This is a genomic window from Photobacterium sp. 53610 (assembly GCF_036409375.1).
GTDB lineage: Bacteria > Pseudomonadota > Gammaproteobacteria > Enterobacterales > Vibrionaceae > Photobacterium.
The window spans coordinates 1-15,115 of record NZ_JAXOFS010000001.1; the positions used below are offsets into that span (position 1 = coordinate 1).

Consider the following 15,115-nt stretch of genomic DNA (forward strand, 5'->3'; position numbering starts at 1 on the left):
AGCCAGAGCCAGAGCCAGAGCCAGAGCCAGAGCCAGAGCCAGAGCCAGAGCCAGAGCCAGAAATAAACGTGGGTGGTTCTGAAGCACCTGCAGAGGTGATTGCGGAACCTGAGGCGATGTCTGCAGCTGATGAGCCAGTTTCTGGTGAATGGTCTGATGAACGGCCTGTGGACGATATTTCTCCGGAGTTCGGTGCTGAGCCTGCTCTGGTTGCCGCTGAAAAAGATGAAGCCGAAGACAGCCAGACCGAAATCTTATCTGACGATTTTTCTGAGTTACCTGATTTAACTGAGTCAGCGCTTGTGTCTGAGGAAGCGTCCCTGCAGGAAGAAGCAGTTGCTGATGATGAAGATGGTTTGAGTGAGGTTTTGGCAGCAGAAACGGAGATGGCCGCGGATGCTGAGGAAACTGTCAGTGCTGAACCGGATGCAGAACAGCTACCTGAACCCGTTGCTGATCAGGTTTCTGAACTGGTTTCAGATGCGATGCCTGAGCTGTCAGCTGAAGCACAGCACGAGTCAGCCGACGAGCCTGAGACAGTTTCTGACGAACTGGATACAGATACTGTTTCTGAGTTGCTGGTCGCAGCAGAATCGCCTGAGGATGAGTCTCCGGATGTTGAAATTCAGTCAATCCTGAACGATGAGCCTGCTGGTCATGATGACGTGAGTGATGTTGCTGATGAGACAACGACGCTGGATACGATTCATGAAGCTATTCAGGAGCCGATTCAGAATGAGGCTGACGTTGCCGAATCTGCTGACATCTTGCCTGATGAAGCTCCGGAAATACCGGAAGAAGAGTCTGGTGATAATGACACTTCAGCTCATTTGCATCGCGACAGTGACGAAGCATCGCAACAGATTGAGCAGCATCGATATGCCAGAGAGCTTCAGGATGAAGAGGTAACTCAGCCTGAAGATGAACTCGAGACGGTACAGCCTGAAGCGACGCTGGACCCGGCCTGGGATGAGGAGGTCGAGGGCCGTCAGACGCCGACGATCAATCTGGATGAGTTCCCTGAGTTCGATGAAGAAGATGCACTGTTGGATCCTGAAGCTGAGCCTTGGGAGGAAGAGGAACAGGCGTGGACTGATGAAGAAGCTCAGGCAGCACTGAACCGGGTCTCTGAGCAACTTCAGCTGGCCGCACAGGCTGCTGAGCGTAAAGATGAGCTGGCGCATGATTTGTCTCAGGTTGAGGATCAAGCAACTGATCTTGATGAAGCGCAATTCTCTGAAGTGTCCTCTGAGGACAGCGACGACGTCTTGCCTGAGGCGGTTCAGGAGAATATTCCTGAGGCAGCGGTTGAACAACAGGCGGAACCGGTTTCTGAACAGGCGGTGCCAATCCACGCACAATCTCAGTATGAGTATGCGGTCATTGATCCTGCGACATTGCCTGAGTTTGATGAAGATGATGCGCTGCATGCATCGTTTGAAGAGCAAATGGAGCTGGAGCAATATGAGCAGGAAATGAATAATGGTGCAGCCGATGAGGCAGACGCTGTCCGGCCGGCACCAGAACCAGAACCAGAACCAAAGCCAAAGCCAGCACCCGCGCTTCAGCCACAGCCGTCTGCTCCTCAGTTTGACTTGCTGAGCGATGAGGTCATCGATTCTGCGGGTCTGGATATGGCTGCGCTATTGGCTGAACCTGAGTCCGATGTCCCGAGCATGATGGCTGAGACAGACGATGGTGACGAATGGCCTTCATTTGCAGAGGAGGAAAGCATTCAGCCAATGGCGGATCAGGAACCTGAATTACCATTGACTCAGGATCTAACTGAAGCTGTTGAATTGGTTGATGAATCGGGTCTGAATGAAGTTGAGCCCATTGCTGAAAGTTCGCTGAATTCAGGGGAGCCTGAGCCATCGGTGCAGGCGCAAACGGAAGAGTTTGAGCACGAACAGTGGCTGTTGCACGAGAGTGTCCCGGCATCAGAACTCGAAGAGCAGGAATTGTCTCCGGAAGAAAGTGAAATCTGGGGCACGGATATTCCTGAGCCTGAACTGGAGAGTGAGGATTGGGGAGAACAGCCTTCATTGTCGGAAGAAACCGCCGAGGTGGAAGAAGACAAGCAGGCAGACAGCCAGCTGGTTCAGTCGCAGCACGAAAAAGAACCTTATATCAGTATTGATGAGCTGATGAAGGAGCTGGAAGGGGAGGCGGATCCGGATTTGGATACCGCGCCGCTGAAGCTGGATGTCGGGCTGGATGAGTTTCCGGATGTGCTGGCTGGTATTGGTGAGATTGATGTCGATGGTGCCGGTGAATACGCCAGCAAACTTGACCTGGCCAAAGCCTATCTGGAGATGAATGATATCGACGGTGCATATTTCCTGCTGGAAGATGTCGCTGAAAACGGGGATGGTGATGTCAGCCGGGAGGCGGCAAACCTGCTGTTAAAGATTGATCGATGATTTCATCGGGTGACAGTGAAGTGAATAAGAAGTCCGCAAGAGCGGACTTCTTTTCTTTTGGGGCTTTTTTTATAATCCCTGTTTTGATTCAGTCGGCCATCCGGCTGGCATGTACACCACAGAAGTAAGAGTTCAGAGATGCGAATTGCCTTAGGTATAGAGTACGACGGAAGCCGCTATTATGGCTGGCAGCGTCAGCGTGATGTTGACAGTGTTCAGGGGCGTCTGGAAGCGGCACTGAGCAAAATAGCCAATCAGGATATTGAGGTTCAGTGTGCCGGCCGAACCGATGCTGGCGTGCACGGTACCGGGCAAGTGGTGCATTTTGACTGTGATACGCCACGTAAGCTGGTGGCCTGGACCATGGGAACTAATGCTCATCTGCCGAAAGATATTGCGGTGCGCTGGGCGAAAGCAGTGCCGGATGATTTTCATGCGCGCTTCAGTGCTACGGCCCGGCGCTATCGTTACGTGATTTATAACCATGCCCTGCGTCCGGCAATTCTGGGTTCAGGGATCAGTCATTATCACGGTGCGCTAGATGCAGAAAAAATGCATGAGGCGGGACAGTACCTGCTTGGTGAGAATGACTTCACGTCTTTCCGGGCGGTATTTTGTCAGTCGCACAGTCCCTGGCGTAACCTGATGCATCTGAATGTCACGCGTCAGGGGCACTATGTAATCATTGATATCAAAGCAAACGCTTTTGTTCACCACATGGTGCGCAATATTACCGGCAGTCTGATTAAGGTCGGCCGTGGTGACGAGAAGCCGGAGTGGATTCAATGGCTGCTGGCGCAGAAAGATCGTACGCTGGCTGGCGCCACGGCAAAAGCCGAGGGGTTGTATCTGGTTCAAGTGGATTATCCGGATACATTTGAGCTGCCTGACGTGCCGGTGGGGCCGCTTTTTCTCTGATCTGAGTGCCGGGCATGGTTCCCTAAGAGGCTGATTCATTGTTTATAACGAAAAAATTATGCTGCTGAGTTCGCACTGCAACCAGAAAACACTAAAATTGAACAAAACTCAGACAAAGCGAGTGCATGAGTCATCAAACTGGTCGGTCTTTTTTCTTGAGCAAAGATCTCGTTAACTGTTTATTTCCTCAAGGTACTACCAGTTTTTTATCTACACCTCGCCGAGTTTGTGTTTTAATTCCTGACTTGTAATTATCGAATTGATTATCCTTTGCCTGCAGGGCGGGGGAGTTGTAAAAGAAAGGTCATTCATGAGCTGGCTTGAAAAGATCCTCACAAAAAGCAACATCGTAACGTCTCGTAAAGCGTCCATTCCTGAAGGGGTCTGGACGAAGTGTACCTCCTGTGAGCAGGTGCTGTACTACGCAGACCTTGAGCGCAATCTGGAAGTTTGCCCGAAGTGTGATCATCACATGCGAATGAAAGCACGTCGCCGTCTGGAAACATTCCTGGATGAAGAAGGGCAGGTGGAGATTGCTGCAGAGCTTGAACCGAAAGATCACCTGAAATTCCGTGATTCGAAGAAGTATAAAGACCGTATCGCAGCGGCGCAGAAAACCAGTGGTGAAAAAGATGCACTGGTCGCGATGAAAGGTACGCTGTTACAGCAGCCTGTGGTTGCCTGTGCATTTGAGTTCAGCTTTATGGGCGGCTCAATGGGTTCTGTCGTGGGTGCTAAATTTGTTCGTGCAGTTGATGAAGCCATCGCCAGTAACTGTGGTCTGGTGTGTTTCTCAGCCAGTGGCGGTGCACGGATGCAGGAAGCATTGATGTCTCTGATGCAGATGGCAAAGACCAGTGCTGCACTGGAGCGTTTGTCTGCCAAAGGGCTGCCGTTCATTTCTGTACTGACTGACCCGACCATGGGTGGTGTTTCAGCCAGTCTGGCAATGCTGGGCGACATCAATATCGGTGAGCCGAAAGCACTGATTGGTTTTGCAGGTCAGCGTGTTATCGAGCAAACGGTCCGTGAAAAACTGCCGGAAGGTTTCCAGCGGAGTGAATTCCTGCTGGAGCACGGTGCGATTGATATGATTGTTGACCGCCGTGAAATGCGTCAGCGTATCGGCGGGCTGCTGGCGAAGATGACTAACATTCCTTCACCGCTGGTGGTCCCGGTCGAACAACCGGCTGAGGCTGAAACGGACACAGATGCGGAGTCTGCCGAAGACAAAGCCTGATCGATTCAAATGAAAACGCCTGGTTCAGACCAGGCGTTTTTGATCCTGATGTCACACACCAACTCGCCATGTTAGCCAGAGGTCAAAACTGGCTGCGGGCTGCGCAATTTTGTCATTGTTCCACAATTCCTCGTATTGATGAGGATGCAGACATTAATTTCCGTGTACTTCGTGCTACATTATGCGACATCTTCTCAATTACATTAGTTAGTACAGTTTCATGTCTGATACCTCTGTAACGCCGCTGTCTGCACCTTCGGCAACCTCACCGTTGAATGATTGGTTAACCTATCTGGAGAATCTTCATACCAGCGCCATTGATTTGGGTCTGGAGCGTGTACAGACCGTGGGGGAGCGTGCCGGGCTGCGTAAACCGGCACCGACAGTCATTACCGTTGCCGGCACCAATGGTAAAGGGTCAACCTGTGCCATTCTGGAAAGCATTTTGCTGCAGGCGGGTTACACTGTTGGTGTTTACAGTTCTCCGCATCTGGTGCGATATAACGAACGTGTTCGCATCAATGGTCAGGAACTGGAAGACAGTGAACACAGCCAGGCTTTTGCGGCGATTGAAAGCTATCGTGAAACGACCAGCCTGAGCATGTTTGAGTTCGGAACACTGGCAGCCCTTCATTTATTCAAGACCCATCAGGTGGAAGTGGTTGTTCTGGAAGTCGGATTGGGCGGCAGATTAGACGCGACGAATATTGTTGATCATGATGTGTCTGTGATCACCAGTCTGGCCATCGATCATGTCGACTGGCTGGGCGATGACATCGAAGTGATCGGCTATGAAAAAGCAGGGATTTTCCGGGCAGGGAAACCGGCCATTTGCGGTCAGCCAAATCCACCGGCTTCTGTCGCAGCGCACGCCGACAGTATCGGTGCAGAGTTGTATCAGGTTGGCTATCAGTTTACCTATGAACAAACCGGTGAAACCTGGAACTGGAAGTGCGGTGCTTTTGATATGGAGCAACTGCCCCTGCCGGCTCTGCCGTTACCCAATGCCGCAACCGCATTGATGGCCCTGGGTGTGGCAGAACTGGATATCAGTGACCAGCATATTGTTGCGGGTCTGGTGAAGGTACGCCTTGCCGGCCGGATGGAAACCGTTGCCGATCATCCGCTGATTCTGCTGGATGTTGCGCACAACCCGCATTCGGCAAATTATCTGGCACGCCAGCTGAAAGCCCTGAAGAACATCCGTGAGGTTGGCAAGATTCACGGTGTGGTCGCAATGTTGCGTGATAAAGATATTCCGGCAACGCTTCATGAGATGCGTAAGGTCACGGATATTTGGTATCCGGCATCTCTGAACGGCCCTCGTGCAGCATCCGGTCAGGATATTGCTGCTCATCTGGATTACCGTGGCGAGGTGTACGATACACCGGTTGAAGCTTGTCAGGCTGCACTGTCTGCAGCTCAGCCGGAGGATGTCGTGATTATATTCGGTTCTTTTTATACAGTTGGCGAAGTGTCCAGCTACATGAAAACAATGCAGGAGTAAGTGTGGCGAGTAAATTTCAAAGCCGCCTGGTCGGAACAATTGTGCTGGTGGCTATCGGCGTAATTTTCCTGCCTGATTTTTTTGATGGTAAGAAGCAACACTTTCAGGAGCAGTTTGCCAGCATTCCGCTGCAGCCGCAGACCGGGGATGAAGAAAACTTCACGGTGATCCCGGAGCCGGTTGCCGCTGAAGCCGAGTTGCCACCGATGCCGGTAACCGAACAGATTGCCGGCAGTGACGTCCACTCAACGGTTGCTGAGCCCGTCAAAGTCAAACCACAGCCTGTCGGCGAACCACAGGCAGGGCTGAAGGACAGCGGCTGGGTGATTCAGCTCGGGGTTTTCAGAAACTTTGATAATGCTCATCAGTTGGTCGAGAAACTGAGAAGCAAAGGTTATCAGGCGCATGTGTGGCCCAAAGACCTGAAACCGGGTGATCTGGCCCGGGTCGTGGTGGGTCCTGAAATCGACAAAAATGCTTTGTCAGGGAAAGTAGACGAATTGCGTAAACTTACCGGACTAAACGGGCAATTGCTCAGATTTAACCCACTCAACCCTTAGGTAAACGTTTGCGTTCTGATTTTTTCTGTTAGAATACGCGCCAACAACAAGAAATAAGTAGAAGATGATCTGGATTGATTATGTCATTTTAGGGGTGATCGGCTTTTCCGCACTGGTCAGTTTGATCCGTGGTTTTGTGAAGGAAGCGCTGTCACTGGTAATTTGGTTTGCGGCATTTTTCATTGCCAGCAATTTTTACAAAGAGCTGGCGGTATATTTCACAAATATCCAGGATGAACTGATCCGAAATGGCAGCGCGATTGCGGTATTGTTCATTGCCACACTGATTGTGGGTGCCGTCGTGAACTATGTCATTGGGCAACTGGTCCAGAAAACGGGTTTGTCAGGCACCGACAGAGTTCTGGGGATAGTCTTCGGTGGTTTGCGTGGTGTGCTGATCATCGCTGCTGTCCTGTTTTTCCTGGATGCCTTTACCGGCTTTGCAAAAGCAGAATGGTGGCAGGCCTCTCAGTTGATTCCGCAATTTGGGGTCGTTATTGAGTGGTTTTTCTCTTACCTGAAAGAGAGTTCGAGTTTCTTACCCGGCGCGTTATAGCGCCGGATTTATATCAGTTGCATTGCGTAACAGTGATGGATAAGACACTGTTACTCAATACAATTATTGATGATCCATAACGAGGATTTAGGACATGTGTGGTATTGTCGGAATCGTGGGAAATACCCCGGTTAACCAGTCTATTTATGATGCATTGACCGTGCTGCAGCACCGCGGCCAGGATGCTGCCGGTATTGTTACCCTGGAAAGCAATCGTTTTCGTCTGCGTAAGGCCAATGGCCTGGTGCGGGATGTCTTCGAAGCAAAACACATGCAACGTCTTCAGGGCACTGTCGGGATCGGCCATGTCCGTTATCCTACGGCGGGCAGTTCCAGTGCTTCAGAGGCCCAGCCTTTCTATGTGAACTCGCCATACGGTATTTCACTGGCGCATAACGGTAACCTGACCAATGCCGCTGATATCCGGGATTCATTGTTTGAAAAGGCTCGGCGCCATGTCAACACGTCTTCCGATTCCGAGGTCCTGCTGAATGTTCTGGCGAACCAGCTGGAAGGTGCGACGAACTATCCGCTGACGTCTGAGGATATTTTTGCAGCGATCCGGGCTGTGCATAAAACGGTTCGTGGTGCTTATGCCGTGGTTGCGATGGTTATTGGGCATGGTCTGATTGCCTTCCGCGATCCGCATGGCATTCGCCCGTTGTGTCTGGGTAAACGTGAAATCGACGGCAAGATGGAATACATGGTTGCCTCTGAGTCTGTGGCACTGGATGCAGTCGGTTTTCAGTTCATGCGGGATGTTGCGCCGGGTGAAGCGGTCTATATCACTTTCGATGGACAGCTGTACACTGAGCAGTGCGCAGAAAATCCGGCCCTGAATCCTTGTGTGTTTGAGTTTGTTTACTTTGCTCGTCCTGACTCTTTCATCGATAAAATTTCTGTTTACAGCGCCCGTTTGAACATGGGTAAAAAACTGGGTGAGAAGATTAAGCGTGAATGGGATGACCTGGACATTGATGTCGTGATTCCAATTCCGGAAACTTCCTGCGACAGTGCACTGGAAATCGCCCGTACCCTGGATAAACCTTACCGTCAGGGCTTTGTGAAGAACCGTTATGTTGGCCGTACCTTTATCATGCCGGGTCAGCAATTACGTCGTAAATCTGTGCGCCGTAAGCTGAATGCGATCAGCTCAGAGTTTAAGGATAAAAGTGTTCTGCTGATTGATGACTCGATTGTTCGTGGGACGACTTCAGAACAAATCATCGAAATGGCCCGTGAAGCGGGTGCGAAGAAGGTGTACCTGGCTTCTGCAGCCCCGGAAATTCGCTTCCCGAACGTTTACGGAATTGATATGCCAAGTGCCAACGAATTGATTGCACACGGCCGTGAAGTGGATGAAATCTGCAAGATGATTGGTGCAGACGGACTGATTTTCCAGGATCTGCAGGATCTGGTGGATGCTGTCGGCGAAGGAAATCCGGATATCCAGCTGTTTGAGACCTCTGTGTTTAACGGCCACTATGTGACCGGGGATGTGAATCAGCAGTACCTGGAGTACCTGGAATCCTTGCGCAGCGAAGATGCCAAAACCCAGCGTGAGATTCAGCAGGAGCTGGCAAATCTGGAGCTGCACAACGAAGGTGTGTAAGACGGTTTGACTGCCATTCGGAGCAACCGAACTTAAAACAGAAAAAGGCAAGCTCACCGGAGCTTGCCTTTTTGTTTATTCAGTTACAGGTAGAAACGAATCATCTGAATGAATATCAGTGCATAAATTGAGGGCCTAAACCGACGTTCCACAGAATGACCGAGCCTGCGATGATAGAAACAAGTAATACGAGTCCGCAGGTTACGATAGAACTGGCATAGATAAAGCCCCGCTCTTCAGGAATATGCATCAGAATCGGTACACCGGTATACAGCAGATAAACGGAATAGGTAATTCCCACCAGACCGGCAATCATCAGGAACCAAAGTTGCGGGTAGAGCGCTGCGATGCTGACCATAAACAGAGGCGTTGCAGTGTAAGCGGCAAGTTCTAAAGCCTGAGTATAAGTTGGGGTTGACCCAAAGGTGTGACTCATCCAGTAGGTGAGGTAAGCCAGTGCAAAAACACCACCAATCAGCGCAACATACATGGCAACAGACATTCCCAGTGCGCTTGCTGGTGTCAGGTGAATCGGATCAACGGCACCCACGCGCCAGCCAATAAAAACACTTGAAATGTACGCAAAGATGGGGGGTAACAAAGCGACCAGCAGAATGTGGCTCAGGCTGCTTTGCACTCCTTCGTGTTGCTCATCAATGTTATGCCACTCTTTTTTGGGGTGAGTGTACAGCCCGAATAAATGTCCCAGAATCATAACCTATCCTCGTTATCTAGGGTGCTTCCGCACAACGCATTACAGGTTGTTGTTCAGAACACTGTCAGTGCATATCCGGACACCTGTGTGTTCCTTGTCTCTATAACATTTAGACGGGCTTCCGACACTTAGCAAGCCTGATGGTTAAGTCACCGGAGGATGATCAGCTTGTGCTGAAGAAGTGACTGGCAAATTCGATAAAGAGTCGCAGCTTTTCAGGCTGGTGATCTTTATGGTTATAGAGCAGGTAAACATTTCTCGGATTGGCTGACCAGTCACCCAGCACCCGAATCAGGTCACCGCTCAGAATATATTTCTCCAGCATGGCATCCGGCATCAGGGTGATCCCCAGACCCGCCACACAAGCCTTACGAACCACATTGAGCTGGTTGGACTCAAATCTGCCTTTGTCGTTGATTGTGATGGTTTCACCGGCTTTGTTGGTCAGGCGCCAGCGCAGCAGCGGGGAACCTTTCAGCAGGGCATGGCTGGATAAATCCTGCGCATGGGTCGGTGCCGGATGACGGCGCAGATAGTCCGGGCTGGCGACCAGAATATCTTCAACGGCGTTGATTTTACGTGCGATCAGTGCGGAGTCACGTTGTGGCCCGACACGAAAAATTACGTCCCAGTCTGTCGGGTCGAGTTGCTCTGGCTCATTACTCAGAAACAGTTCAATGCTGATCGCCGGATGTTCCAGCATGAAGGCATTCAGCATGGGTTGCAGCATGACTTTGCTCAGGTTGGTTGGCGCGGCAATTTTCAATCGTCCGCTCGCCCCTCTGGACTCATCGCGGATGTGCTCGGCGGTATCCAGCAACTGTTGCAGCAATGGTGTGCAGAGCTGGTAATACTGCTGGCCTGCCTCGGTCAGTGAGAGCTTACGGGCATGACGGTTGAGCAGCCGGAGATTCAGGCTGTCTTCAAGCGCCTGAATACGCCGGGTCAGGGTCGCAACGGGTACCTGATATTTGCGGGAAGCAGCGGTATAACTGCCTTCTTCAACCACAATGCGAAATAAATTTAAATCATCTAACTTCATAGGCGATGCGTGACTGGATATGAGAAAGTGGGAATTGTATAACAAAACACTCAGTGTGAAGAGGTTAAGATTTTGTGGAACGAAAAAACCAGAGGATATCCGTGACATCGTCAGATTTTGAGCTGGCTAACAGAACACTAAAACAAAAGTTTAAGGATAGCCTCAAGCCCTGACGTCGTGCGGTTTAGCGCCTATTCTAAATGAAAGCACCTACGGCGATGCTTCAGATTCAAACCAATTCACACGAAGGACGTGCCTGTTCTACAGAATCTCATTCTGCGGCACTTGGCCCCTTGCAACATGGAGGGCACAATCATTGTTAGAGGGTAAAGAAGTTCTCATTGTCGAAGATGATCCGGTCTTTCGACGGATGATCTCGGGGTTTCTGCACGCCCAGGGCTGTGAAGTCAGGGAAGCAGAGGATGGACTGCAGGGGTTACGGGCACTGCGCGACAGTATACCGGATGTACTTCTGTGCGATTTGGCAATGCCTGTGCTGACTGGGATGGAGTTTGTCGAGGAGGTTTCCCTTCACTATCCGATGGTGCCGGTCATTGTGATTTCCGGAACCGGTGAAATGGCTGATGTTGCGGCTGCGCTCCGGCATGGTGTGAAAGATTTTCTGGTTAAGCCGCTGGATAATATCATGGTGCTTAAATCGGCAATGATGTCAGTGCTCAAAGCGCAGGAGAACAGTGCAGAATACTCTGAATTTTCCAGTCAGCTGTTACAGCACGATGTTGCTGTGGATGAAGAACTGCAATGGCATCTCGAAGAGCTTGAATCTAACCCGGAAGCCGCGAGAGAATTGCTGGTCGGGCTGATGCCGGATACTCAGTCCCGTCAGGGAGACTGGCAGCTGAGTTATTGCGTTCTGCAATCGGCTGATGTTCAGCCCGTGTTGCTTGATTACACCTGGCTGATGGACGGACGACTGGCTTTTTATCTGCTTGATGCTGAGTCCGGCGGCCGGCATGGCGCTGCAACCGTTTTGTTGATTCGTGCTTTATTTAATGATTATCTGCGTAAGCATATGGCCACTGAAAATGATCTGAACAGCATGTTGAATGCTATTGAAAATGGGATGAAACAGTCTGGTTATGCCGTTGCAATTAAAGGGCTGTTTGGTATTTTTGATGCCTGTGACCGCAGTCTGTCTTTAATTTCAGCTGGCTCTGAAGCTGTGTTAAAAACCAGTGAAGGGGAATTCAGTGTTTCTGCCGGGTCATTTCTGGGGGAGGGCGCCCGAAAAAACAGGGTGTATGCCCAACTCCTTCCTCCTTCGGGAGCACGTCTCTCACTGAGTAAAATTGGAGCAGCGAATTTCAGCGTAACCATTCAGCGCCTGGAAGCGATGAAAGAAGCTGAAATACACCCTGCGGTCAAAGCAAAGACTACATTTCAATAAGATCTTTCTCTGTGCGAGACGATGGTTCTTTGTCAATCTCTGCTTTATATTCCTACGTTCTGCTGCAAAAACAGGCATAAAAGATTTGCTCCCCGAATCAGGGGAGGGAATCGGTTGAGGTTTAAGGCTCTCACCATATAATCATTTTGAGTGAAATTTTATCCGGGCAGAGGCGATATGAAAGATTGGTTTCTACTTTATTGCAAGCGCAGCGAGCAAGAGCGTGCGGTGGTCAATCTGGATCGTCAGGGAGTTGAGTGTTACTACCCTCAAGTGACTGTTGAAAAAGTCGTTCGTGGTAAACGGGTGACAGCTGCTGAACCGTTGTTCCCAAACTATATGTTTGTGAAGTTTGATCCTGAAGCCATCAGCTATACCACTATTCGTTCCACGCGTGGAGTCGCTGATTTTATTCGTCAGGGTGCGCATCCGCAAAAGGTACAGTCTGAGTTGATTGAACATTTAAGGTCGAATGAAGATTCTGAGGAGCAGAGGCAGAAATTGTCTAATCTGCCGATGCCAGGTGAAAGCCTGATATTAAATCATGGCCAGTTCCAAGGGCTTGAAGCGATTTATCAGGAACCCGATGGTGAAAAACGTTCTTTCATGTTGATTCATCTACTGGGTAAACAGGTTAAAGTCAGTGTGGACAATGCAGATATTGTCCGGCGTTGATCTGGGTACTGCCGGAACACTTCAGTATCCGGCGAATAGACTGTCAGCCATCATCACGAATGCACGGTGATAGGGGCGCAGGTCACGTTTTTACTGGCTTGATGCCTCGCTGTGCACCGCCAACTTTGTTATATTGCGGCTGACAATGACAACTTACATGGATAATGCAATGCAAAAATCTTCCCCAGTTCGTAAAGCGGTCATTCCTGTAGCCGGTTTAGGAACCAGGATGTTGCCTGCTACGAAGGCAATTCCGAAAGAAATGCTGCCAATTGTTGATAAGCCTTTGATTCAGTATGTCGTGAACGAATGTGTCGCAGCAGGGATCAAAGAAATTGTGCTGGTCACACATTCTTCAAAAAATTCCATTGAAAACCACTTCGATACTTCTTTCGAGCTGGAAGCAACATTGGAAAAACGCGTAAAGCGCCAGTTACTGGATGAAGTACAGAATATCTGTCCGAGTGATGTGACGATTATGCATGTCCGTCAGGGACAGGCGAAAGGACTGGGTCACGCCGTACTGTGTGCTCGTCCACTGGTGGGGAATGAGCCTTTTGCTGTTGTTCTGCCTGATGTGATTCTGGATGATACGGCTAGCGATCTTCACAGTGAAAATATGGCTGCAATGGTGAGACTGTTTAATGAAACAGGAACCAGCCAGGTTATGGTTGAACCTGTGCCAATGTCAGACGTGTCCAGCTATGGTGTGGCCGATGTCAATGGCGAGCAGATTGCACCGGGAGATTCGGCTCCTATGTCGAAGGTGGTTGAAAAGCCAGCCCGTGATGAGGCCCCGTCTAATCTTGCGATTGTCGGCCGTTATATTTTGCCGGCAGAGATTTGGGAACTGTTATCGAAAACACCGGTTGGTGCTGGTGATGAGATCCAACTGACGGATGCAATTGCCATGCTGATGGAGAAGCAGCCTGTCCATGCATTTCATATGACTGGTAAAAGTCATGACTGCGGCAGCAAGTTGGGTTATATGCAGGCGTTTGTTGAATATGGACTGCGTCACCCGGACTTAGGTGAGGACTTTGCAGCGTATCTGAAAACTCTGGCAAAGTAATTCACGAGATGACTCCGAAAAAGTAAAAGCGAGGCCTGGCCTCGCTATTTTGATTCTATTAACAAGAAAATATCTTCAACCTTCGTGGAACTGTTCGCAGGCAAGTAGGGTATTTTCAATCAGCGTCGCGACAGTCATCGGTCCGACACCGCCTGGAACCGGGGTGATGTGTTTAGCACGCTGGCGGGCAGCGTCATATTCAACATCACCGGCCAGAGTGCCGTTATCCAGACGGTTAATGCCCACATCAATGACCGTTGCGCCTTCCTTAATCCATTCCCCTGGAATAAAGTTTGGCTTACCGACAGCAACAACAAGAATATCTGCCTGACGGACATGGTTTTCCAGATCCTGAGTAAAACGGTGGCAGGTTGTTGTGGTGGCACCCGCCAGAAGAAGCTCCAGTGTCATCGGACGGCCAACAATATTGGAAGCGCCGACGATTACTGCATGCTTTCCGCGAGCCTGGATATTGTAACGCTCCAGCAGGGTAATAATCCCTTTTGGGGTGCACGAACGCAGCTTCGGAATGCGCTGGCACAAACGGCCTACATTGTAAGGGTGAAAGCCATCGACATCCTTCTCCGGATTGATGTGCTCCAGAACCTTAGTGGAGTCAATTCCGGCCGGGAGTGGCAACTGCACCAGAATGCCATCAATTGAACTGTCTGCGTTCAATTCTTCAATCAGTGCCAGTAATGTATCTTCAGTGGTGTTGCTTGGCAGATCAAAAGAGCGGGAGACGAATCCGACTTCTTCACAGGCCTTGCGTTTGCTGCCGACATAAATTTGTGAGGCAGGATCCTGACCAACCAAAATGACAGCCAATCCGGGTGCGCGTAAACCTGCTTCAATGCGAGCTTTGACACGAGCAGCAACTTCCTGTCTGACTGTTTGTGAGATAAGTTTTCCATCAATGATTTGAGCGGCCATGGTATTCCTTCGTGCAGAACTAATGAGCGGCGAGTATTGTCGCAGAGACCAAGGGGAAAATCCATAGCGCAAACGTTTGCTTTTTGTGGCGGCAGAGATAATGCGAGATATCTTTGTTAAAGATCAATTCAGTAACAGCCGGTGATTCATACAGTGAATTTGAAGTGATATGTTCAGGAAAAATTTGGCGTATAAAAAAGCAGCCATTTCTGAAAGCCGTTGCCTTAACTTTAACCGCTTGATTCATTTAGTTAAGGAAAATCACCTTTACCCGTTGACCTTGATCTCAGGCAACGTATAATTCCCCTCCGTTAACGCTGCTGCTCAGCAGCGATAAAGCGCCCTTAGCTCAGTTGGATAGAGCACGTGCCTTCTAAGCATGTGGTCGCAGGTTCGAATCCTGCAGGGCGCGCCACTTCCACTTCCTTTTCTTCATCAGAACTCCGATTGTTAT

General features: G+C 50.1%; 13 protein-coding genes and 1 tRNA gene. 11 read left to right on the top strand and 3 right to left on the bottom strand.

What is annotated here, in order from left to right; all coding sequences use genetic code 11:
• From SPK40_RS00005 to purF, 7 genes are all read left to right on the top strand, one after another.
• The coding region (locus tag SPK40_RS00005; protein ID WP_330959012.1) for a FimV/HubP family polar landmark protein at nt 1-2,423 on the top strand (2,423 nt) is incomplete at its 5' end.
• A gap of 138 nt (nt 2,424-2,561) precedes the next feature.
• Complete coding sequence (gene truA / locus SPK40_RS00010) at nt 2,562-3,341, top strand: tRNA pseudouridine(38-40) synthase TruA (protein ID WP_330959013.1); 780 nt, start codon at nt 2,562-2,564, stop codon at nt 3,339-3,341.
• A gap of 310 nt (nt 3,342-3,651) precedes the next feature.
• Complete coding sequence (gene accD / locus SPK40_RS00015) at nt 3,652-4,581, top strand: acetyl-CoA carboxylase, carboxyltransferase subunit beta (RefSeq protein ID WP_330959014.1); 930 nt, start codon at nt 3,652-3,654, stop codon at nt 4,579-4,581.
• 220 nt (nt 4,582-4,801) lie between these two features.
• On the top strand, nt 4,802-6,088 hold the full coding sequence (gene folC / locus SPK40_RS00020; protein WP_330959015.1) for a bifunctional tetrahydrofolate synthase/dihydrofolate synthase: 1,287 nt from the start codon (nt 4,802-4,804) through the stop codon (nt 6,086-6,088).
• Between the two features lie 2 nt (nt 6,089-6,090).
• On the top strand, nt 6,091-6,648 hold the full coding sequence (locus tag SPK40_RS00025; RefSeq protein WP_330959016.1) for an SPOR domain-containing protein: 558 nt from the start codon (nt 6,091-6,093) through the stop codon (nt 6,646-6,648).
• 64 nt (nt 6,649-6,712) lie between these two features.
• Nucleotides 6,713-7,204 (top strand): colicin V production protein, encoded by a 492-nt coding sequence (gene cvpA, locus SPK40_RS00030; RefSeq protein WP_330959017.1) that lies wholly within the window; start codon nt 6,713-6,715, stop codon nt 7,202-7,204.
• 94 nt (nt 7,205-7,298) lie between these two features.
• Nucleotides 7,299-8,816 carry an amidophosphoribosyltransferase gene (gene purF, locus SPK40_RS00035; RefSeq protein WP_248141106.1) on the top strand — a complete coding sequence of 506 codons (1,518 nt, stop codon included), beginning with the start codon at nt 7,299-7,301 and terminating at the stop codon, nt 8,814-8,816.
• 115 nt (nt 8,817-8,931) lie between these two features.
• Here the strand turns inward: purF and SPK40_RS00040 are convergent, their stop codons facing one another.
• Nucleotides 8,932-9,531, bottom strand: coding sequence for a Yip1 family protein (locus tag SPK40_RS00040; RefSeq protein WP_330959018.1), 600 nt, complete (start codon nt 9,529-9,531; stop codon nt 8,932-8,934).
• 163 nt (nt 9,532-9,694) lie between these two features.
• Entirely contained in the window at nt 9,695-10,573 is an 879-nt protein-coding gene (locus SPK40_RS00045) for a LysR family transcriptional regulator (RefSeq protein ID WP_330959019.1), read from the bottom strand.
• A gap of 316 nt (nt 10,574-10,889) precedes the next feature.
• On the opposite strand from SPK40_RS00045, the gene SPK40_RS00050 reads away from it, so the two are divergent.
• The 3 genes from SPK40_RS00050 to galU all read left to right on the top strand — a co-directional run bounded on the left by SPK40_RS00050 (nt 10,890) and on the right by galU (nt 13,728).
• The gene (locus tag SPK40_RS00050; RefSeq protein ID WP_330959020.1) at nt 10,890-11,981 is read left to right on the top strand and encodes a response regulator; all 1,092 of its coding nucleotides are present in this window, start codon (nt 10,890-10,892) and stop codon (nt 11,979-11,981) included.
• Between the two features lie 177 nt (nt 11,982-12,158).
• Nucleotides 12,159-12,656 carry a transcription/translation regulatory transformer protein RfaH gene (gene rfaH / locus SPK40_RS00055; protein WP_330959021.1) on the top strand — a complete coding sequence of 166 codons (498 nt, stop codon included), beginning with the start codon at nt 12,159-12,161 and terminating at the stop codon, nt 12,654-12,656.
• Nucleotides 12,657-12,825: 169 nt separating this feature from the next.
• Nucleotides 12,826-13,728: a UTP--glucose-1-phosphate uridylyltransferase GalU gene (gene galU, locus SPK40_RS00060; RefSeq protein ID WP_330959022.1), complete on the top strand. Its 903-nt coding sequence runs from the start codon at nt 12,826-12,828 to the stop codon at nt 13,726-13,728.
• Between the two features lie 75 nt (nt 13,729-13,803).
• Here the strand turns inward: galU and folD are convergent, their stop codons facing one another.
• Complete coding sequence (folD, locus tag SPK40_RS00065) at nt 13,804-14,661, bottom strand: bifunctional methylenetetrahydrofolate dehydrogenase/methenyltetrahydrofolate cyclohydrolase FolD (protein WP_330959023.1); 858 nt, start codon at nt 14,659-14,661, stop codon at nt 13,804-13,806.
• A gap of 338 nt (nt 14,662-14,999) precedes the next feature.
• Between folD and SPK40_RS00070 the strand changes: the two genes are divergently transcribed.
• A tRNA-Arg gene (locus tag SPK40_RS00070) sits at nt 15,000-15,076 on the top strand.
• Nucleotides 15,077-15,115: the final 39 nt, after the last annotated feature.

What these genes read in the sequence shown, in the direction of transcription:
- purF (WP_248141106.1), top strand. Translation starts at nt 7,299, where the DNA reads ATGTGTGGTATTGTCGGAATCGTGGGAAATACCCCGGTTAACCAGTCT.
- SPK40_RS00040 (WP_330959018.1), bottom strand. Translation starts at nt 9,531, where the DNA reads ATGATTCTGGGACATTTATTCGGGCTGTACACTCACCCCAAAAAAGAG.
- cvpA (WP_330959017.1), top strand. Translation starts at nt 6,713, where the DNA reads ATGATCTGGATTGATTATGTCATTTTAGGGGTGATCGGCTTTTCCGCA.
- folD (WP_330959023.1), bottom strand. Translation starts at nt 14,661, where the DNA reads ATGGCCGCTCAAATCATTGATGGAAAACTTATCTCACAAACAGTCAGA.
- folC (WP_330959015.1), top strand. Translation starts at nt 4,802, where the DNA reads ATGTCTGATACCTCTGTAACGCCGCTGTCTGCACCTTCGGCAACCTCA.
- accD (WP_330959014.1), top strand. Translation starts at nt 3,652, where the DNA reads ATGAGCTGGCTTGAAAAGATCCTCACAAAAAGCAACATCGTAACGTCT.
- truA (WP_330959013.1), top strand. Translation starts at nt 2,562, where the DNA reads ATGCGAATTGCCTTAGGTATAGAGTACGACGGAAGCCGCTATTATGGC.
- rfaH (WP_330959021.1), top strand. Translation starts at nt 12,159, where the DNA reads ATGAAAGATTGGTTTCTACTTTATTGCAAGCGCAGCGAGCAAGAGCGT.
- SPK40_RS00045 (WP_330959019.1), bottom strand. Translation starts at nt 10,573, where the DNA reads ATGAAGTTAGATGATTTAAATTTATTTCGCATTGTGGTTGAAGAAGGC.
- galU (WP_330959022.1), top strand. Translation starts at nt 12,826, where the DNA reads ATGCAAAAATCTTCCCCAGTTCGTAAAGCGGTCATTCCTGTAGCCGGT.